Origin of the sequence: Sphingomonas sp. (assembly GCF_041661885.1) — a bacterium.
Taxonomy (GTDB): domain Bacteria; phylum Pseudomonadota; class Alphaproteobacteria; order Sphingomonadales; family Sphingomonadaceae; genus Sphingomonas.
The window spans coordinates 1-18,060 of the sequence record NZ_JBAZTL010000008.1 but is presented as its reverse complement, the minus strand read 5'-3'; the positions used below and the strand labels follow the sequence as shown (position 1 = coordinate 18,060).

Sequence of the window (18,060 nt, the reverse complement as noted above, 5' to 3'; positions counted from 1 at the left end):
TCCCCAGTGCCCTACGGTTTCCTCGACATTGCAACGACCCCCAGCGTTCACGCGGCTCAAGCCGCCAATGGCAGCGCGGGATTGTACGATAACGTCGGTGCCAACCGCACCTTCGATCGTTTCGGTCCTGCCGAGCGCGCCTTCATCGCCGCACGCGACAGCTTTTACATGGCAAGCGTGTCGGAAACCGGCTGGCCCTATGTCCAACATCGCGGTGGGCCGGCGGGCTTTTTGAAGATGATCGACGAGACGACGCTGGCCTTTGCCGATTTTCGCGGCAACCGCCAATATATCAGCCTTGGCAATACCTCGGTGAATGACCGTGTCGCGCTGATTCTGATGGATTATCCGGCGCGACGGCGGCTTAAACTCTATGCCCGGATCGAAGCGCGCGATCTCGCCGCAGACGCTGCCCTGGCAGAGGCCCTCGCCTTACCCGGCTATCGTGGCGTCCCCGAACGGGCCTTCGTCTTGAAATTGGAAGCGTTCGACTGGAACTGCCCGCAGCATTTGACGCCACGCTTTACCGAGCGCGAAATCGCCGAAGCGGTCGCCCCGATGCGCGCACGCCTCGCCGAACTTGAAGCCGAAAACAAAGTTTTACGCGACCGCATCGCCAATCGGGGAGATTATATATGACCGTCGAAATTCCGCGCCCGCCGCTCCCGCCCTTTACCCGCGAGACGGCGTTGCTGAAGGTCCGCGCGGCGGAAGATGCCTGGAACAGCCGTGATCCGGCCCGCGTGGCACTCGCCTATACGATCGACAGCGAATGGCGGAACCGCGACCGCTTCTTGCGCGGGCGTAACGCAATTATCGACCTGCTCACCGAAAAATGGGCGCGCGAGGAAGAGTATCGCTTGGTCAAGGACCTGTGGGCCTTCACCGACAACCGCATCGCAGTTCGCTTTCAATACGAATGCCGCACCGATGGCCAATGGTATCGTTGCTACGGCAACGAGCAATGGGAGTTTGCGGAAAACGGCCTGATGCGTCGCCGCGAGGCCTCGGTAAACGACGTGCCGATCGCCGAATCGGAGCGTCGCTTCCTCTGGGATGGCCCGGTGCCACGCCCGGAAGGGTATCCGGGGTTGCACGGGGTCGCTTGACGCGACCCCGCACGGACCCGTTACAGGCGCTGCGCCGCCAAAATGCGGCCGCCCTTGCCCTGTTGGACCAGAATCGCCTCGCGCAAATCGGCGCGGGGGGCTTGCGAGATGCGATAAGATTGCGCACGCCCGGTCCAGGTCCCGATCGCCTCGAGCGAACGGACGACATTGCGATGCGGCAGGGTTCGCCCACCATTTTCGCCCGCACGGATCGGCACGAGCTGAACGCGAGGATCGTACCGGACCAGCCACACCGTTGCCGGTGCAGACGTGGTGCCCGCCGCCAGCGTAACGCCGCCGGCCCCGCGCGCGATGGCCGGGCCCGATGCGCCGCGTCGGCTGGCACGGATCACCGATGCCAGTTCCTGCGCATTATCGCCGACCAGCGAATCGTGACCGTCGATGATAATTTGCGGGGTGAACACCTGCCCACGACCGCCCGCGCGCGCGTAATCCCATTGCCGCGCGGTAAAGGCTGGCTGCGCGAACGTGTCCTTCCAGCCAAGTTGATCCCAATAGGTTACCCCGAAATTGAGCGCGAGGATATCGGGGCGATCCGCGATGGCATTGACGTTCGCGTTTGCCGGCGGGCAGCTTGAGCAGCCCTGGCTTTCGAACAGTTCGACAACCGTTGGATGTGCAGCATCGGCAGCATCCGCCGCCGCCGGAAGAAACGATCCCACGCCTGCCAGTGCCGCTACGAACACAGTGGCAATCCCGGCCGTCAGGCCAAGGCGGGAAGTCAAACCAGTCATTATCGCTCTCCTGCGCGAGCATAGGATTGGAAAGGTGGCGATGCCGCACCGTTGCGCTGCATTCCTTCCATGTGGCGTTGCTCACCACCGGCACGGCGGAAACTGCTTGGGTCGGCGCCGTAAGCCGCCGAAAAGGCCCGGCTGAAGTGGCTGCGGCTGGCAAAACCGATATTGGCGGCGATCATCTTCACCGGCAGCCGAGTGCCATTCAGCAAATCGGCCCCTTGTTGCAACCGGGCCCGAGCAACAAACGCCATCGGCGTCATCGCCAGGTTCGCCGCGAATTCGCGCGCAAAGGCCGATCGGCTCATCGACGCTGCACCGGCCAGGCTGGATACGGTATGCGGCGCAGCCGGATTTGCGATGACCGCGAGGATCGCTTTGCCCAGGCGCGGATCGCGTAGCGCGCCAAACAGCCCGTTGCTGCCCTCCGCGCGCAAAAACGTCTGCCGCAGGGTCATCACGACACACACCCGCATCAAGGCATCCGCGAGCGCACGAGACCCGTGCCCTCCTGCTTCGACCTCGGCGATCATCAGATGACAAATTTGCTGGATCAGCGCGGACTCGCCCAGCGTCTCGACGATGGGCTCGCTCACCGAATCCAGCAGCCCGAATGTCCCGCTGACGCGCGCCGAAACCGTCCCCGTCGCGATCAGAAGATCTTTTCCCGCAACGCCCGCCACCGGCTCTTGCGCGGGCACAATCGTGCGCTCGATGCCGGGCGGCAGGAGCACGATGCTTCCTGGCCCGCAAACGACATCAGGCTGACGCGGAATCACCAGACGCATCGTCCCGGCAAGGACATAATGCACCTCGATACCGTCGCTGCGATTGCCGGTCAGCGAATGGCCATGCTTCAGCGCCAACCGGAAAAAACTGTTCACCGAAACGTTCAGCGAGCTCAGAATTGTGTGGAATTCGGGTTCGTTCATCGGATCCTCCAACTCCCAATTTCGTTGCGAGGCATCCAAAGGTTACACGTGCGTTTCGATTTTAAAAATTCTGTCGAGCGACCACGCACCGCCGCCACGCGCGATCAACGGCAGCAACAACGCAGCCCAGCTCAAATGCGTCGACCACGCATCGGGGTACACGAACACTTCGATTACCAGCGTCATCCCCAGCAGCGCTGCTGCGGCGGGGCGGGTGAACAAACCCAACACCAGCAGGATCGGGAAGATATGCTCCGAATATGCCGCCATCGGCGCCGCGATGGTGGGCGAAATGAACGGCAGCGCGTAATCGGTCCGAAACAGTTCGTAGGTGGAATCGGTCAGCGTCAGCACGCCCGTGACCTTGGTCCGCCCCGAAAGGAAGAAGATCGAAGCGATCGCCAGCCGCGCAAGCAACAGCAAAAGCGCGTCTGGAACCAGCCGTGCAAACGCACCGCCGGCGCGGCGGTAAAGGTCGAGGATCATGATGGACTCCGATCAGAAAGGGTGGGCGTAAATGCGCCGCTCTCCATCAGGCGAGCGAACAGTGTTTGAAGATCAACCTCCGGGTCAGCGTCGAACGCCGCAGCTCCGGCACCGACCAGAGGTTGCCCGGCGGCAACGGCTTTGAGAAACGCCAGCCCGCCAGGCCCCACCGCATCGATTTCAACGGCCTGACCGGGTCGGGTCACCAGGGCGGTTTCGGGACGCCATTCGATCATCTCGAGCGCGTTCGGGTCTTCCGACGCATGGGCGTGCCAGATACTGACAGCGGGCGACGCGAAAGGCGCAAAGCGCGTTGCCGGATGCAGCACAAGCCGGGTTTCGTCATTCACCCCTTGCTGCAGCAATGCCGCGCCATCGAGAATTGCGGCATCCGCAGAAAACAGGCTCTCCAACCACAGGCGCTCCAGCGCCGCGACATCCGCGATCCACAGGATATCCTGGACCGGCGGATAACTCCGCAAAAACATCGCGAATCCCGCCCCGACATGACTGAGGCGCGGTTCGCATGGCGGCGACACCTGCAAATATGCCTGGGCACAGGCCGCGAAGGGCTCTTCGCCAAACAATGCGAGAACCACCGGATAATTGGCGGCCAAGGCATCAATTGCAGCCCGCGCACCGGTGTTTCGGTGGATCGTCAAGGCGGCGGGTTCGGCAACCGTGGCCGCGCGCAATGCCGCCGCGAAGTCGCGTTGAAACGCGACCAGGCTAAGCATCGACCAGCTCCGCGCGCGCGCTATCATAAGCGAGCAACGCCGCTGCGCGATTGCGTTCCACCATCAACTGCTCAAACGGGGGTATATGGTCGTCGCGCTCGATCAAGGTGGGGCGAGCGCCGATGCGGTCGATCAAGCGCGCGTAAAGCTGCCACACCGCATCGACGATCGGAGCGTCGTGCGTATCGATCAACAGTCCGGTCGCGCCATCAGGATCAGGCGAATGGCCGGCAAGATGAATTTCGCGGATCGCCGCCGCCGGCAGCGCGTCCAGATACGCCTGTGCATCACCCCCGAGATTGTGCGCGGACACAAAGGCATTGTTGACGTCGAGCAGCAATTCGCAGCCGCTTCGCTGTACCATTTCGGCAAGGAAGGTGGCTTCGTCAAAAGCGTGCCCCGGCAGGTCGATATAGGTTGAGGGGTTTTCAACCAGCAGCGGACGCCGCAGCACGTCCTGCACGCGCTGGATATTGTCGACCACGCACGCAAGCGCCGAACGGGAGCGCGGAAACGGCAAAAAGTCACCGTGCTCGACCCCGCCGGACCGCGTCCAGGCGAGGTGGTCCGACACGGCACACGGTTCAATCCGCTCCGCGAGACGGGCCAGGCGCGCAACATGGTCGGGGTCGGGCGGCGTTACCGAGGCAAGCGACAACCCGACGCCATGCAGCGAGACCGGGTGCTCGCGCCGAACCGCCTCCAGCGCGGCGAGCCGGGGCCCGCCGTCCATCATATAGTTTTCAGAATGAACCTCGAACCACAGGCCCGGGTTACGCGCGGCAAGCACCGCATCGAGATGCTCAAGCTTGAACCCCAGGCCTGCAGTGAGGGTCATGGCATCAGGCCTTCGGAGTCAGCGAACCGAAGCCCTTGGGCGTCTTGATCTTGGTGCAGGTGCCAGCCGGAACCAGCTTCCACGCATCGCCCTGATAGTTGCGGACCGAAGTACCCGCGCAGCTCGTGCCGGCACCGGCCTTGCAGTCATTCTTGCCGGCGAGGCTGACGCCGTAGCACTTTTCCATCGGCTTGGCGGCGGTCTGCGCCTGGGCAGCACCGGCACCGAGCGAGGCAACGAGCAGCGCGGTGAGCGCAACACTGGAGCGAGAAGTCATCGGATCATCTTCCTTGTAAGCTTGAAGCGGCGAAATCGCGCCTGCCGCACACCGATCTGGGAAGGGGGGGGGTGATCGCTGCGCGGCAGGCGGGAAGCCGCAGGGGCGCGGCCTCAATCGCTATTCGCCGGGGCGCACTTCTCGGTTACAACGATCCATAAAAACCGACCGTCGCCCGCGAAATCAAAAAATGTCTCGCGATTCGAACGGTTGGCTGTAACCAAACGTTGGGACGACGCGAATGGCCCTTAGGAGTGCACGTGCGGGCGAGTGAAGAACAACTGCGAGCGATGATGCTCGGCGGTCTCTCAGGGGACGCCCGGGCCTATCGGACCCTGCTGGATATCCTCGCGCCTTTGCTGCGCTCCTTTTTTGGCCGCCGCCTTCGTGATGCTGCGGAAGATGTTGAGGATCTCGTGCAGGAAACACTGATTGCCATTCACACGCGACGCGCAACGTACGACACAAGCCGACCGTTCACGGCATGGGCGTATGCGGTCGCGCGCTACAAGATGGTCGATCACTTTCGGCGGCGGCGGGCGACTGTGCCGATCGAGGGGCTGGAGGATATTCTGGCGGCCGAAGGCTTTGAAGACGCGATATCGGCCCGCATGGATGTCGACAGCCTGCTCGACGTTCTTCCGGAAAAGCAGGCTCGGGCAATTCGCGAAACCAAGGTCGATGGCCTCAGCGTTGCAGAGTCGGCCAACCGGCATGACATGAGCGAATCAGATGTGAAAATTTCGGTGCACCGCGGGCTGAAATCGCTCGCCGCCCGATTGGGACTTTCGTGATGAACACCGACGACCTGATCCAATCGCTCTCGACGGGCGTCCGCCCCGTTGCTCCGCACATGATCGAGCGGCGGCTGTTCGTCGCGCTCGCAATCGGTGGCGCCATTACCGCGCTTGTCGTGGTGCTTGGCCTTGGGTTGCGTCATGATTTGACGACCGCGATGTATGGTTATGCGATCTGGATGAAATGGGCATACACGCTGTCCTTTACCCTGATCGCGTTGTTCGCCACCTATCATCTTGCCCGCCCGGAGGCGACGCGCAGCCGCTGGTTGTGGTTGCTTCTGATTCCGGTTGGCCTGCTTTCTGTCATTGCGGTGATGGAATTCGCGGCAGCTCCCCAATCGCATTGGCTGACGATGTGGCTAGGCGATAGCTGGCGGCGATGCTCGATGCGGGTGCTGATTTTGGCCGCGCCGATTTTTGCCGGGTTGATCTGGGCATTTCGGCGATTTGCACCGACGCGCTTGCGCCTTACCGGTGCCGCGGCGGGCCTTGCTTCGGGTGCCTTTGCCGCACTGCTCTACAGCTTTCGGTGTGACGAGACCTCGGCGGCATTTGTGTTGACGTGGTACACGCTCGGCATGGGCGGCGCCGCAGTGTTCGGCGCGCTGGTTGGGCCACGTTTGTTGCGCTGGTAGAAATTCCTTCAACGAAAATTGTAACCCGACCGAACACACCGCCGAATAGGAAAATGCCACTTCGGCAAACCCTTTCGGAGAAAATCTCATGATCACTTTCAAAGCCGCAAGCATTGCTAGCAGCGTCGCTCTCGTTGCTGTCGCTGGTGTTGCCGTGACGGCCCCTGCCCAGGCTGCTGGCAAGGTTGTTCACTGCTACGGCGTGAATAGCTGCAAGGGTCAGTCGGATTGCAAGTCCGGCGCGCATGAGTGCAAGGGCCAGAACGAGTGCAAGGGCCAGGGCTTCAAGGCGCTGACCGCGAAGGCTTGCAAGGCTCAGGGCGGCAGCCTGACCGAAACCAAGTAACGGTTGAGGTTTGCGGGGCCGGTCGTCCTCCTGACCGGTCCCGTGACACCGGGGCCATCCCATTCCGTTGGCGAAGGGATGGCACCGCGTCCTCCCTTTTGACTGCATGGTGAGCCCGTTGCCCGATCCCATCGCGCCTTTTACCGGCTTCGGCCTTGGCCTGCGTCCGCAGCATTACGACGACTTCTTGACGCGGCCCGTGCCGCTCGATTTCGTCGAGGTTATTTCAGAAAATTTCATGATCGACGGCGGTCGCCCGCTGGTGATGCTGGAGCGCGTTCGCGAACGCTGCCCGGTTGCGTTGCACGGTGTTTCCATGTCGATCGGATCAGCCGACGGCCTTGACGAAGAGCATCTTCGCCGACTGTGTTCGCTGGCGGACCGGATCGATCCGCTATGGGTTTCGGATCATCTGTGCTGGACCGGTTTCGGCGGGTTCAATTCGCACGATCTGCTGCCCCTGCCCTATACCGACGAGGCGATGGACGTGGTTTGCGCCAATATCCACCACGCGCAGGAGGCACTTGGCCGCGCGCTCGTGATCGAAAATCCGTCGAGCTATCTCACGTTTCCGGAATCGAACCGGACCGAATGGGAATTCATCGCCGAAATGGCGGCGCGTACCGGCTGTTATCTGCTGCTCGATGTGAACAACATTTTCGTCAGCGCCACCAATCACGGTTTCGACCCGATCGCCTATCTCGATGGCATCCCCGGTGATCGTATCCGCCAGATGCATTTGGCCGGGCATAGCCACGGCAAGACGCTGCTGATCGACACGCATGACGCCCCCGTTCCTGACCCGGTATGGTCGCTTTACGCCGAAGCGTGCGCGCGCTTTGGTCCTACCGCGACGATGATCGAACGCGACGACCACATTCCACCGCTCGATGATTTGCTGGTCGAACTGGCGATCGCGCGGGAGATTGCCGGCGTGCGCCACGCGGTGGCGGCATGAGTCTGGCGCTCCTGCAACGCGATTTTTGCGGCTGGCTGGCGGACGCGCCAAACCAGATTACGCACCATGTCGCGGAGACCGCCGAAGAGGGCCTTGCGGTCTATCACCATGCCTATCGCGCTCAATTGATTGATTGCCTGCGCGATACCCATGAAAAATGCGCCGCCTGGCTGGGCGAAGAGGCGTTCGAAGCGGCGGCGCTGCACCATATTGCGCTGCATCCACCGAAAAGCTGGACGCTTGGCCGGTATGGCCACAATTTCGCGGCGTCGCTTTCCGCCCTATATCCCGACGATCGCGAAGTGGCCGAGCTGGCATGGCTTGATTCAGCGCTCCGCCAGGCGTTCGACGGCGCCAACGCGTCCCCGGTCGATCTCGCCACGCTGGCTGACATTGACTGGGATGCTGCGGTGCTGCGCTTCGTGCCGACACTGACCATCGGCAAGGCACTCACCAATAGCGGGGCGATCTGGTCGGCGATTGCTGAGGGTAACACCCCGCCCCCGGCCCAGATTTTACCCCAGGTCGGCGCTTTGCTGGTTTGGCGGCACGAACTGTCCCCGCATTTCCGCAGCATCGAAGAGCGCGAACGTGCGATCCTTTCGCTGGCCTTAGCGGGCTTGCCCTTTTCGGCCTTGTGCACGCAATTGGTGGACGAACTTGGCGAGGAAGACGGCGCCGCGACCGCGGCAGATTTGCTTCGTACCTGGCTTTCCGATGGCCTGATTTCACATATCGCCTGAACGGAGCCAGCCGCGCTATTTCCACTCGAGCAGTGGTGCGGTCTCCAGCGTCAACAAACGTTCCACATAGCGCTCAAGATAGGCTTCGCGCGCCGTGGCATCGATCCGCCCCGGGCCATAAACCGCGAAGGGGGCGATCACGCTGAACCCGGTAAAGCCGAAAATACCCCGATGAATCGGGAAAAGCACGTCCTCGATCGGCGCATATACCCCGCTGTCCGAATAGACGTCTTCCAACCCGCCGAGCGACACCGCACACATCGCGCGCTTGCCCGCAAAAAATCCACCCTCGAACCAGCGCCCGCCACCATAGGCCCGGCCAACCGCAAACACGCGATCGACCCAGCCCTTCAGGATCGCGGGCAGGCCAAGCCACCAGATTGGAAATTGGAATACCAGCACGTCGCACCAGGCGAGTTTGTCCATTTCGGCCTGAAGCGCGGGAACGAACCCATTGTTGGCGCTGGCATAAGCCTCCTCGGCTTGCTGGCCCAACCGGTCCGGGTTGGCGACGGTGACGAAGTTGCGGCGATCCGACACCGGGTCAAACCCCATCGCGTAGAGATCCGAGACCTGGACCTCATGCCCCGCAGCAAGGAGCGCCGCGACACCCGCGCGCAGCAGCGCTCCGTTGAAGCTGCTGGGTTCTGCGTGCGCAAATACAATCAGAACCCGCATCGATACTCCCCTGCCCGTCGCCGCGCCCAGCAATCAGGCGATACCGGCCAGCGCCAATACCGCGTCCATACCCCGCCCGACAAATGCCGGGCCCGGTTCGATCGGCTCGCGCGGCACGCCGAGTCGATTCACCCACGCGGTACGATAGCCGAACCACGCCGCGCCCGCTGCATCCCAACCGCCAAAAGCGGCGAAGCCGATGCGCGCCTTGGGCAGCGCGAACGCATCGAGCGCCATGCCATAGGCCGCACGCGCGGGCTTGAATTGGCGAACCCGATCGGTGCTGAGCACATGTTCAAACATCTCGGTAATGCCACTGCGCGCCATATTGGCCCGAAGCGTTGCCTCGCTAAGGTTCGACAGGAAGGCCAACCGAACACCGGCGGCGCGCAGCTTCATCAACGCCGGGCGCACATCCGGCCATGCCTCAAGCTCGCTATACGCCCCGACCAACATATTCCGGTCGCGCTCGGTCAGCGCGATTTGCAATGCTTCTGCGGTATAGCGCAGCGCGGAATCGGCCAAGGCGTCGAACCCGTCATACTGCCCGGCGGCGGTGTAGAGCCAGGCATAACCGAACAGCTTGGCATTCCATTGCTGCGCCAGCGCTTCGCCCCGCTCAGGAAACAACCGTTTGGCCAGCGCACCGACCGGACGCGGGTCGAAGATTGGAAAACCATCGAACCCGATCGCATCGACGGCGGTTGCGGGGGCAGCACGCCCGGCGGTGGGCAACAACGCCGCGCCCAGGGCAAGCGCTCCCATCGCATCACGGCGGGAAAGCGTCATCGGAACATCGGACATAATGGTCTTCCTATTGGTCACAAAGATCTGGTTTCCCCGCCGTCCATCCGCAGGCTTGCCCCCGTCATCCAATGCGCGGACGGCGACAGCGCGAAAGCGATGAGCGCAGCGATGTCTTCGGGTCGACCGAAGCGCGAAATTCCCGCCTCACTGGCATAGGTCGACATTGCATCTTCAAGCGGTATTTTGCGGGTCGCCGCGAAATGTTCGATCATCTTCAGGCGTCGCCCAGTCAGCACTGCGCCTGGAAGAATCGTATTGACCTGGACATTGTCGGTAAGCCCACGATCGGCAAAAGCCTTGGACAGGCCCGAAATCGCCGCGTTGATCGCCGAAACCCCGGCCAGCATTGCCTTGGGCGCTTCGGCGGTTGCGCCCGACATGAAAATCAGCGAGCCCGCCGACGCCATTAGATGCGGCCACCCCGCAATGGCAAGGCGACGCGCACCGTGAAATTTGAGCGCGAGCCCGTCCTCCCATTGCGCATCCGTCATTTCCAGCACGTCAGCCTGCGGCACTGCGCCAGCGATGTTGACGATCGCGTCGATCCGCTCGCTCGCCGCCAGCGTCTGCGAAATCACCTTCACCGCCGCATCCCGATCGCGCATGTCCTGCGCAATCGGCAGCGCCGTCGCCCCGATGGCGCGGATCTGGGTTGCCGTCTCTTCAAGATCGGCTTCGGTGCGAGCGACCGGGACGACCAGATCAAAATCGCTTGCAAGACGAATGGCGGTGGCCCGACCGATGCCTCGGCTGGCACCGGTGACGATGACAGTACGAGACGAAGCCATTACCGCATCGCCCGATCGATCAGCAGCGTATCGGTAAACTGACGAAACGCCGCGAGCTTGCCGTCGGTGACCGTCCAGACATGTGCGAAGGCGATATCGAGCGCCTTGCCCGTAACGCTGTGAACCCCGCTATACCGTCCGATCGAGATGACAACGTCGCCGGCATCATGAAACGTCGCGGGCGTCACCAACAGGTCCTGCCAGTCAGCCAGCATCGGCCCGAGGATACCCTCGGCAACCGCGGCGGGGCCACGACCGGCCGCACGGTAGGGCCAACCTTCCATCCCGACCCAGTTGATATCATCGGCCATAAGGCCCAGCGCTGCGGCAGCATCACCACCAGCCAGCGCGGTGTAGAAGGCTGCGACCGTGTCGCGGTTGTTACGCATCATGCTGTTGATCCAAAACAGAATCGTCCGCCGCCGGATGCACATTCGAACACCGGCTGGCGAACGGAAAGAAGGGTGTGTTGCCGGTGGGTTCCAAGGGGGGATGGAACCGCACCGGCAACGTATTTACCGGACGGGAAGGGTTTTATTGTCCGGCAAAAGCGATCTTGATTTCGCTGGCAACCAGCGGGACGTTTTCTTCAAGCGCGAAGTGGCCGCCGTCGAGCCAGACGAGCTTCGCCTTCGGCAGATCCTTCTTGAACGCCTCGGCACCCGCCGGGATGAAGAACGGATCGTTCTTGCCCCAGACGATCAGCGTCTTCGGCTGATATTTGCGGAACGCGGCGTGCCAGCTCTCATAGAGGCCAACGTTGGTCTTGTAATCGGCCAGCAGATCGATCTGATACGCATCGGTGCCGGGACGGTCGAGCAATGCCTGGTCATGCACCCAATTGTCCGGGCTGATCGCCTCCGGGTTCTTCGCGCCGAAGCTGTACTGGAACTGCGTCGTCTCGGGCTTCAGGAAGGTCCGCGCCGCCGCTTCGGTCGTCGCGTCGCGCTTTTCCCAAAGCGGCAGGAACACCTGCTTGGGCATATCGCCAACGCCTTCGAGATAGGCGTTCGTGTTCTGAACGACGAGGCCCTTCACCCGCTCCGGGTGCGCAGCGAAGATCCGGAAGCCGATCGGGCCACCATAATCCTGCATGTAGAGCACATAGGAATTCAGGTGCAGTTGATCGAGCAGCCCGGAGACATGCGCGGTCAGGTTATCGAAGGTGTAGGAGAACTTCGTGTTCGACGGCGCGTCCGACTGGCCGAAACCGACATAGTCCGGCGCGATTACGTGGAAGCGATCGGCCAATGCCGGAATCAGTTCGCGATACATATGCGACGAGGTCGGGAAGCCGTGCAGCAGCACGATCGTTGGCGCGTCGGCGCGCCCTGCTTCACGGTAGAAGATCTTCAGGCCGTCAACCGTCGCGGTGCGATACTGCGTCTGCGTCGAAGCTGCTGCAGGAGCGGCCTCTGCCGGAAGCGGGGTAGCAGCCAAAACACCGGCTGCCGAGGTTGCCAGCAATGCGCCGGCGGCGGAACCAAGAGGATTTGTCATCGCGTGTCCTTATGTAACCTTTTAAACGGTTTTTATAGGTGACATTCTAAAACACACCTGTCAAGAACGATTTTATAGGTTACAGTTTGATGGCGTCACCGGCTTGCGGTCGACGCAGAATGGGATTGCAATGCGCCAAGAGCCGTTTTCAGGGGAGTTTCGCGAGGGAATGCCGTTCCTTGGCGGCAGTTTGTGGATCGATTTCGTCAACACCACGCCCATCATCAAAGGCGAGCTGCTCGATCTGATCGGAACCGAGTCGGCGCTGTCGCATTGGGCCGCGCAGGCCAATATCGGCACGCCCGATACCGAAAACCGTGACGATCCAGCCGCGCTTCACGCATTGCGCGCGCAATTGGCGGACGCGTTCGACCGACTCGCCGCCTCCGAGCCGCTTCCGGCGGACCTGATTGCCACCATCAACGGCTTGATCGAGCGATCATCGGTGCGGCGGCGCATCGGGGCCGGTGCGGCGGTCGAAGAGCATGTCGAATATGGCGGCCCACCCGTGGCAAGCGCGGTGGCCTGGGACTTTGCCCATTTTCTCGACGCGTTCGAGCATCAGCGAATGCGCCACTGCGACAACCCGGCCTGCACCATGCAGTTTTACGACGTCGGCAAGAATAATCGCCGACGCTGGTGCACGATGTCCCTGTGCGGCAACCGCGACAAAGTTGCGCAATATCGCGAGCGCAAGGCCATCGCCCGGCAGCACTGAACCGGCGCTAGACCGCCAGACGCTGTTTCAGGCGCGGTACTGCATAATCAAGAAAAGCGCGCAGTTTCAAAGGCACCAGCCGTGCGCTCGCATGGACGAGGCTGATCGGTGTCGGCTCGGGCTCGAACCCGCGCAGTACCGTTACCAGATACCCCTGCCGCTGTGCCTCGACCACTTGATAACAGAGCACCCGGATCAACCCGGCTCCCGCGATTGCAGCCTCGATCGCCGCTTCGGACGTCGTCACCGCCAATCGTCCGTGGATCGGGAATCGTCGAATTGTCTTGCCGATCTGAAACGGCCACGCTTCGGGCACGGACAGTCGGGTGCCCGACAAACACTCATGGTCCGCCAAATCCTCCGGGTGCTGCGGTGTTCCCCGATCCGCAAGATAGGCTGGGCTGGCGCAGATGACCGGGCGAATGTCACCGATCCGGGTCGCCACCATGCTGCTGTCGGGAAGCCGACTGATCCGCACCGCAAGATCGATCTGGTCGTCGCCAAGATGCAGGATCTCATCGGTCAACCGCAAGCTGATGCCCACGTCGGAATAAGCGCGCAGAAACGCGACCACGATGGGCGTCAGGTGCATCCGGCCAAAGGCAATCGGCGCGGTGATGGTCAGGTCACCGCGCGGTGCGCGATACTCCCCCGACGCCGCCCGTTCCGCCTCCGCCAATGCGTCGAGCAGCCGCCGACATTCGGGGTAATAGGATTGCCCGCTTTCGGTCAGCGAGACTCCACCCACCGAACGATTGAGCAAGCGCACGCCAAGCATAGTCTCCAGATCGGACACTTTACGGCTGATCGTTGCCAGCGGCATACGCGTGCGCCGCGCGGCGGCAGAAAAGCCGCCCGCCTCCACCGCAGCGACGAACGCGGTCATCGACTCGAACCGATCCATTGTACTTCCCATATTATGGGAGGATGCTTCCCGCGTACACCGGATATTTTGCGCGATCGGAAGGGGCTATAGCAGGCTCCATCGGCGGCAGGCGACCCTCACGGTCATAAACCGCCCCCACCTCTATCCTGTGAGAGCGATAATGAAGAAAATTGCCCTGGCCGCAATCGCGACCGCCCTCCTGACCACCGCCAGCTTTGCAAAAACACCGGTCCACGTTCCTGCAACGGCGGTGACGGCGGCGCCCGTCGTCACCTACCACGTCGCCAAGGTTCGTGGGCTCGACATTTTCTATCGTGAAGCCGGTCCCGTCACCGCGCCGACGGTATTGCTGCTGCACGGCTTCCCAAGCTCATCGCACATGTTCCGCGATTTGATCCCGCTGCTGGCCAAGAAATATCATGTGATCGCACCCGATTACCCGGGCTTCGGCCATTCAAGTGCGCCCGCGCCCGAAGCATTTTCCTATGACTTTCCAACGCTCGCCAATGTGATCGATGAATTCACCGGAACGATCGGGTTGAACCGCTATGTCCTGTACATGCAGGATTACGGCGGCCCGGTCGGCATTCGCCTCGCGATGATGCATCCCGAGCGCGTGCGGGGTCTGGTCGTCCAGAATGCCGTCGCCAATGTCGAGGGGTGGAACCCACAGATTGTCGGCGGCTTCGCCCCGGCCTGGAAAAATCGCACGGCTGAGAGCGAAAAGGTCTTCCGCGGCGCGTTCACCGCTGAGGCAACCAAGTTTCAATATGTCGAAGGCGTTTCGCGCACCGACCGGATCAACCCGGACGCGTGGGTGTTCGATCAGTCCTTGATCGACCGGCCCGGCAATGACCGGATCCAGGTCGAATTGCTCTACCAATATCAGCACAATGTCGAACTCTACCCGCAATGGCAGGCGTTTCTGAAGGCAAAGCAAATACCGACGCTGGTTGTGTGGGGTGACAACGACCCGATTTTCACCACCAAGGGACGTGACCTGTTCAAAACACTCGTGCCGTCGACCGAGGTTCATTCCTACCCCGCCGGACATTTTGCTCTGGAAAGCCACGCGCCCGAAATTGCGACGGCAATGCTGACATTCCTGGGTCGCTTGCCATCACGGCCTGCGCGCTAGGGCCGCCTTTGCGGTCGCGCTGCACATCGCCAAGGCGAAAATTGGCATGAATCGTCATGGCCGCTGGATGGACAATGTTTCCATCCGGCGGCTTTCGCGGTGTTTCCAATAGGTAACGGTCTCACGATCGCCTTGCCCCCGGATAGGGCTTATGCGCTGATCACACACGGTAGAATGGCACCGTAAACCAATCTGGGCATAGCTTCGCTCAACCGCCAAACTGTCTAACGGGTCGGGGTACCTCATTAGGGCCGAGGTTGCTGATGAAATCAACGATGTCGGCGCAATAGGCGGCTTCGGTCATGGCAGAGGGGATGTATGGGTTACGGTGCATCTTAACATCGGGTGTCGCTGCGATTGCCCGCACCCAGCCTTCTTCATCGTTTTCGGACAAGAGCACTGTAGTGGCACTGGCCACTTCGCGATGGGCTGGAATGTCTGTCGCGATGGCCGGTACACCCAACGCGTTCGCCTCAAGCAGGGGCAACCCGAAACCCTCCGCAAGGGAGGGGCACAATACGCCGGCAGCACCCAGCATCAACGAAGCCAGCGCCGGGCTCGACAAGCCGATTACGTGGTGAACTCGCCCGGCCAGCTCAGAATCGAATGCCAGCGGGGCCAGAATGGAGTCGGCATCTTTCCCAGGAGAGCCAACGATGACGAGATGCGGCGCTGCAGGCCCCATAGTTGCCATCAGATGTTGCCAGACGCGCAGCAGCAGTGCGTAATTTTTGCGGGGCTCGACTGTAGAAACCGCCAGGAAATAGCGTGTGCCGGACAACTCTGCGACGGCGGATTCGACATCAACAAATGCCGCTGACAATGGCAGGGATCGCACCAACCCCAGTGGGCAGGGTCGACCGAATTGCTGCATCACCGCAGTTACACTATCGCGCGTGTAGGCGGAATTGAAGATCACGCAATCCGCATGTTCCGCTGCGGTCCGGATCATTTGCCGGTGATACATGGGTGCTTTTTCCCCGACCAGGTGCGGATAGTCGATGGGAATGGCATCGTGCACCATCATGGCACAGGTAATGTCAGGGCGCTTCGCGAGCCAGTTGAAGAAATTTGGCATTGCCAGCCCCAACTGTCCAATGTTGAGATAGATCGCGTTGCTCGGGACTGCTCGACTTGCGATGCGATGGGGAAACAAACGCGTCGCCGACACCATGTCAAGCATACGCCCAACCTTGCTCCGGAACGAAAGAGGCAATACCGGATGCACCGGTCGCGTGGTTTTTTGATTCTGTCGATGCCCGATATGATCCAACAAATGCTGCAATTGGAGGTCAGCCATGAGGTCGACATCCTCCGCCCACAATTCTTGGATATATGCCAGTAATTTCCTGACCTTTTCCGCCGAAAAAGCATACACGCCAACAGGTGTCGGTAATATTCCAATATTTTTACTCGACAAATCATCAAAAAGATATCGAGCAAACGCCAGGTCAATTCTATCTATACCTCGCGGCGTTAAAAATGCTGGACCGATAAATAAGCGCACTACATCGTAAGCAATAATGGGGCGCATAAAAAACCTTATTAATAGCCACTATTATATCATATAATATCGTAATAAGTGTTATATATGAATTTTTTCTATCGTGGAAATCTATATTAATTATATATGCGATAGAATCATTTACAAAAAATAACGCCATCACACAACAAATTTGCGCGAGTCCGAAGCCGACGCGGCATCCTCTCGCTCTGCCCTCGCATCATTAGCTTTCGGCGATTCTCACGCGAAGCCGGCCTATCACGCGACGAAAAAAGCATAATTGCCATGACGCATCGCCAGAACATATAGCCTGTACTGCAACAGCGAAATCGGGCAAAGCCACGCGCCAGCCCTGAAATTCATACGCAGAGGATTTGCAGTTGAAGACTTACCGACGCGTTGGATCAGGTCAGGAAATTCTCCACTCCGATCTTGAGGCAACACTGGCGCAATTACCTCCGATTCAGCTCGAGGCGAACCGGAAGGCCGAGGGGTATAATCAAACACAGGATGAACCCCAACGCGTTGAGTCGGTCGATGAGCCTGAACAACCGGTCCACCACGTACGGGTGAACAATAGCTTCCTTGCGACCCAAGAGCGCAATATCTTGCGGGCGCTTGCCGCACGTACACCGTCTATCGTAACTCCTGACCAGTTGACCGCACTGGGACTTCTCGGCGCCCTTCTGGTATTAATCGGATTCGCCGCGAGCCGCGCCTCCCCTTGGTTCGTTTTTCTTGCTATCCTTGGACTCTTCCTTAATTGGCTCGGTGACTCACTCGACGGTACGCTCGCCCGTTACCGCAAGATCGAGCGACCCGACTTCGGCTATTTTCTCGATCACTCCTGTGACCTTGTTTCACAGACCCTTATTTTTGTTGGACTTGGGCTTTCTCCGTATTTTACCCTATTTTCTTCGCTGCTCGCGCTTTCAATGTATCTATTGATGACCAGCTTTACCTATCTGAAGGTATTGATCCTAAAAACCCATCACCTGTCCTATTACGGAATGGGCGCGACCGAGTTACGCTTGTTGCTGACCGCCTGGGCGCTGTTCGGCCTATGGAGCGGCCCGGGGTTAGTCGACGCCCGGTTCGCTGGCTTGCGCGTTATCGACATGACAATTTTTGTCTTGTGGTCATTGGTATTTCTGGCCTTCGTATGGAAGGTTTGGTCGGATACCAAGCGGTTTCGAGAAATCCTCGATAAGTGATCCGCTCCCTCCTGTGCAACCGTCGAAGGGACGTTTTTGCGGCGGCGCTGGCTTGTGACCTGCCCCCCGCTGGTCCCGCAATCATAACGAGAGTCTGTCGGATTGATATTCTTGCTCGCCCGCCGGCACAAGCGCGCCGGGCGGGACGCTTCTATTTTGCAGGAACGCCCGGCGCGCTTGTGCCGGCGTTTGGTTCCCCAGCGACGAG

General features: G+C 60.7%; 23 protein-coding genes. 10 read left to right on the top strand and 13 right to left on the bottom strand.

Annotation, left to right across the window (positions count from 1 at the left end):
• The first annotated feature begins 6 nt into the window (after positions 1-6).
• Together WC704_RS15130 and WC704_RS15125 are read left to right on the top strand one after the other, a co-directional pair.
• The gene (locus WC704_RS15130; RefSeq protein WP_372891350.1) at positions 7-639 is read left to right on the top strand and encodes a pyridoxamine 5'-phosphate oxidase family protein; all 633 of its coding nucleotides are present in this window, start codon (positions 7-9) and stop codon (positions 637-639) included.
• A complete protein-coding gene (locus tag WC704_RS15125) occupies positions 636-1,109 on the top strand; it encodes a DUF1348 family protein (protein WP_372891348.1) in 474 nt (157 codons plus the stop codon). The genes WC704_RS15130 and WC704_RS15125 overlap by 4 nt, the downstream gene beginning before the upstream one ends.
• A 20-nt stretch (positions 1,110-1,129) precedes the next feature.
• Here the strand turns inward: WC704_RS15125 and WC704_RS15120 are convergent, their stop codons facing one another.
• The 6 genes from WC704_RS15120 to WC704_RS15095 are packed head-to-tail and all read right to left on the bottom strand — an operon-like array spanning position 1,130 to position 5,137.
• Positions 1,130-1,864 carry a DUF1223 domain-containing protein gene (locus WC704_RS15120; RefSeq protein ID WP_372891346.1) on the bottom strand — a complete coding sequence of 245 codons (735 nt, stop codon included), beginning with the start codon at positions 1,862-1,864 and terminating at the stop codon, positions 1,130-1,132.
• Positions 1,864-2,799 (bottom strand): helix-turn-helix domain-containing protein, encoded by a 936-nt coding sequence (locus WC704_RS15115; RefSeq protein WP_372891344.1) that lies wholly within the window; start codon positions 2,797-2,799, stop codon positions 1,864-1,866. Before WC704_RS15115 ends, WC704_RS15120 begins: the two co-directional genes overlap by 1 nt.
• A gap of 42 nt (positions 2,800-2,841) precedes the next feature.
• On the bottom strand, positions 2,842-3,285 hold the full coding sequence (locus tag WC704_RS15110; protein ID WP_372891342.1) for a DoxX family protein: 444 nt from the start codon (positions 3,283-3,285) through the stop codon (positions 2,842-2,844).
• A complete protein-coding gene (locus WC704_RS15105) occupies positions 3,282-4,022 on the bottom strand; it encodes a putative DNA-binding domain-containing protein (protein WP_372891340.1) in 741 nt (246 codons plus the stop codon). Before WC704_RS15105 ends, WC704_RS15110 begins: the two co-directional genes overlap by 4 nt.
• The gene (locus WC704_RS15100) at positions 4,015-4,860 is read right to left on the bottom strand and encodes a DUF692 domain-containing protein (protein ID WP_372891338.1); all 846 of its coding nucleotides are present in this window, start codon (positions 4,858-4,860) and stop codon (positions 4,015-4,017) included. Before WC704_RS15100 ends, WC704_RS15105 begins: the two co-directional genes overlap by 8 nt.
• Before the next feature lie 4 nt (positions 4,861-4,864).
• On the bottom strand, positions 4,865-5,137 hold the full coding sequence (locus WC704_RS15095; protein ID WP_372891336.1) for a DUF2282 domain-containing protein: 273 nt from the start codon (positions 5,135-5,137) through the stop codon (positions 4,865-4,867).
• A gap of 260 nt (positions 5,138-5,397) precedes the next feature.
• Here WC704_RS15095 and WC704_RS15090 point away from each other — a divergent pair, with 260 nt between their 5' ends.
• The 5 genes from WC704_RS15090 (at position 5,398) to WC704_RS15070 (ending at position 8,619) form a co-directional block, all read left to right on the top strand.
• Complete coding sequence (locus WC704_RS15090; RefSeq protein WP_372891334.1) at positions 5,398-5,931, top strand: sigma-70 family RNA polymerase sigma factor; 534 nt, start codon at positions 5,398-5,400, stop codon at positions 5,929-5,931.
• Entirely contained in the window at positions 5,931-6,572 is a 642-nt protein-coding gene (locus WC704_RS15085) for a DUF1109 domain-containing protein (protein WP_372891332.1), read from the top strand. Before WC704_RS15090 ends, WC704_RS15085 begins: the two co-directional genes overlap by 1 nt.
• A gap of 88 nt (positions 6,573-6,660) precedes the next feature.
• On the top strand, positions 6,661-6,918 hold the full coding sequence (locus WC704_RS15080) for a hypothetical protein (protein ID WP_372891330.1): 258 nt from the start codon (positions 6,661-6,663) through the stop codon (positions 6,916-6,918).
• A gap of 118 nt (positions 6,919-7,036) precedes the next feature.
• Positions 7,037-7,876 (top strand): DUF692 domain-containing protein, encoded by an 840-nt coding sequence (locus tag WC704_RS15075; RefSeq protein ID WP_372891328.1) that lies wholly within the window; start codon positions 7,037-7,039, stop codon positions 7,874-7,876.
• Entirely contained in the window at positions 7,873-8,619 is a 747-nt protein-coding gene (locus WC704_RS15070; protein WP_372891326.1) for a putative DNA-binding domain-containing protein, read from the top strand. Before WC704_RS15075 ends, WC704_RS15070 begins: the two co-directional genes overlap by 4 nt.
• Positions 8,620-8,634: 15 nt before the next feature.
• Here the strand turns inward: WC704_RS15070 and WC704_RS15065 are convergent, their stop codons facing one another.
• From WC704_RS15065 to WC704_RS15045, 5 genes are all read right to left on the bottom strand, one after another.
• Entirely contained in the window at positions 8,635-9,297 is a 663-nt protein-coding gene (locus WC704_RS15065; RefSeq protein ID WP_372891324.1) for an NAD(P)H-dependent oxidoreductase, read from the bottom strand.
• Between the two features lie 33 nt (positions 9,298-9,330).
• Positions 9,331-10,101 (bottom strand): haloacid dehalogenase type II, encoded by a 771-nt coding sequence (locus WC704_RS15060; protein WP_372891322.1) that lies wholly within the window; start codon positions 10,099-10,101, stop codon positions 9,331-9,333.
• A gap of 17 nt (positions 10,102-10,118) precedes the next feature.
• Positions 10,119-10,892 carry an SDR family NAD(P)-dependent oxidoreductase gene (locus WC704_RS15055; protein WP_372891319.1) on the bottom strand — a complete coding sequence of 258 codons (774 nt, stop codon included), beginning with the start codon at positions 10,890-10,892 and terminating at the stop codon, positions 10,119-10,121.
• A complete protein-coding gene (locus WC704_RS15050) occupies positions 10,892-11,284 on the bottom strand; it encodes a nuclear transport factor 2 family protein (protein ID WP_372891317.1) in 393 nt (130 codons plus the stop codon). The genes WC704_RS15055 and WC704_RS15050 overlap by 1 nt, the downstream gene beginning before the upstream one ends.
• Positions 11,285-11,426: 142 nt before the next feature.
• The gene (locus tag WC704_RS15045; protein ID WP_372891315.1) at positions 11,427-12,392 is read right to left on the bottom strand and encodes an alpha/beta fold hydrolase; all 966 of its coding nucleotides are present in this window, start codon (positions 12,390-12,392) and stop codon (positions 11,427-11,429) included.
• Between the two features lie 130 nt (positions 12,393-12,522).
• On the opposite strand from WC704_RS15045, the gene WC704_RS15040 reads away from it, so the two are divergent.
• Positions 12,523-13,110, top strand: coding sequence for a CGNR zinc finger domain-containing protein (locus tag WC704_RS15040; protein WP_372891313.1), 588 nt, complete (start codon positions 12,523-12,525; stop codon positions 13,108-13,110).
• Positions 13,111-13,117: 7 nt separating this feature from the next.
• On the opposite strand, the gene WC704_RS15035 is transcribed toward WC704_RS15040, so the two are convergent.
• A complete protein-coding gene (locus WC704_RS15035; protein ID WP_372891311.1) occupies positions 13,118-14,014 on the bottom strand; it encodes a LysR family transcriptional regulator in 897 nt (298 codons plus the stop codon).
• A 142-nt stretch (positions 14,015-14,156) separates the two neighbouring features.
• Here WC704_RS15035 and WC704_RS15030 point away from each other — a divergent pair, with 142 nt between their 5' ends.
• Complete coding sequence (locus WC704_RS15030) at positions 14,157-15,134, top strand: alpha/beta fold hydrolase (protein WP_372891309.1); 978 nt, start codon at positions 14,157-14,159, stop codon at positions 15,132-15,134.
• A 208-nt stretch (positions 15,135-15,342) separates the two neighbouring features.
• On the opposite strand, the gene WC704_RS15025 is transcribed toward WC704_RS15030, so the two are convergent.
• Positions 15,343-16,668 (bottom strand): glycosyltransferase family 4 protein, encoded by a 1,326-nt coding sequence (locus tag WC704_RS15025; RefSeq protein ID WP_372891307.1) that lies wholly within the window; start codon positions 16,666-16,668, stop codon positions 15,343-15,345.
• 350 nt (positions 16,669-17,018) lie between these two features.
• On the opposite strand from WC704_RS15025, the gene WC704_RS15020 reads away from it, so the two are divergent.
• Complete coding sequence (locus tag WC704_RS15020) at positions 17,019-17,852, top strand: CDP-alcohol phosphatidyltransferase family protein (protein ID WP_372891305.1); 834 nt, start codon at positions 17,019-17,021, stop codon at positions 17,850-17,852.
• Positions 17,853-18,060 lie beyond the last annotated feature (208 nt).

Bases quoted from the DNA above. Each gene is read 5' to 3' on its own strand.
- WC704_RS15125 (WP_372891348.1), top strand. From the start codon at position 636: ATGACCGTCGAAATTCCGCGCCCGCCGCTCCCGCCCTTTACCCGCGAG.
- WC704_RS15120 (WP_372891346.1), bottom strand. From the start codon at position 1,864: ATGACTGGTTTGACTTCCCGCCTTGGCCTGACGGCCGGGATTGCCACT.
- WC704_RS15115 (WP_372891344.1), bottom strand. From the start codon at position 2,799: ATGAACGAACCCGAATTCCACACAATTCTGAGCTCGCTGAACGTTTCG.
- WC704_RS15110 (WP_372891342.1), bottom strand. From the start codon at position 3,285: ATGATCCTCGACCTTTACCGCCGCGCCGGCGGTGCGTTTGCACGGCTG.
- WC704_RS15105 (WP_372891340.1), bottom strand. From the start codon at position 4,022: ATGCTTAGCCTGGTCGCGTTTCAACGCGACTTCGCGGCGGCATTGCGC.
- WC704_RS15100 (WP_372891338.1), bottom strand. From the start codon at position 4,860: ATGACCCTCACTGCAGGCCTGGGGTTCAAGCTTGAGCATCTCGATGCG.
- WC704_RS15095 (WP_372891336.1), bottom strand. From the start codon at position 5,137: ATGACTTCTCGCTCCAGTGTTGCGCTCACCGCGCTGCTCGTTGCCTCG.
- WC704_RS15085 (WP_372891332.1), top strand. From the start codon at position 5,931: ATGAACACCGACGACCTGATCCAATCGCTCTCGACGGGCGTCCGCCCC.
- WC704_RS15080 (WP_372891330.1), top strand. From the start codon at position 6,661: ATGATCACTTTCAAAGCCGCAAGCATTGCTAGCAGCGTCGCTCTCGTT.
- WC704_RS15070 (WP_372891326.1), top strand. From the start codon at position 7,873: ATGAGTCTGGCGCTCCTGCAACGCGATTTTTGCGGCTGGCTGGCGGAC.
- WC704_RS15065 (WP_372891324.1), bottom strand. From the start codon at position 9,297: ATGCGGGTTCTGATTGTATTTGCGCACGCAGAACCCAGCAGCTTCAAC.
- WC704_RS15060 (WP_372891322.1), bottom strand. From the start codon at position 10,101: ATGTCCGATGTTCCGATGACGCTTTCCCGCCGTGATGCGATGGGAGCG.
- WC704_RS15055 (WP_372891319.1), bottom strand. From the start codon at position 10,892: ATGGCTTCGTCTCGTACTGTCATCGTCACCGGTGCCAGCCGAGGCATC.
- WC704_RS15050 (WP_372891317.1), bottom strand. From the start codon at position 11,284: ATGATGCGTAACAACCGCGACACGGTCGCAGCCTTCTACACCGCGCTG.
- WC704_RS15045 (WP_372891315.1), bottom strand. From the start codon at position 12,392: ATGACAAATCCTCTTGGTTCCGCCGCCGGCGCATTGCTGGCAACCTCG.
- WC704_RS15040 (WP_372891313.1), top strand. From the start codon at position 12,523: ATGCGCCAAGAGCCGTTTTCAGGGGAGTTTCGCGAGGGAATGCCGTTC.
- WC704_RS15035 (WP_372891311.1), bottom strand. From the start codon at position 14,014: ATGGATCGGTTCGAGTCGATGACCGCGTTCGTCGCTGCGGTGGAGGCG.
- WC704_RS15030 (WP_372891309.1), top strand. From the start codon at position 14,157: ATGAAGAAAATTGCCCTGGCCGCAATCGCGACCGCCCTCCTGACCACC.
- WC704_RS15025 (WP_372891307.1), bottom strand. From the start codon at position 16,668: ATGCGCCCCATTATTGCTTACGATGTAGTGCGCTTATTTATCGGTCCA.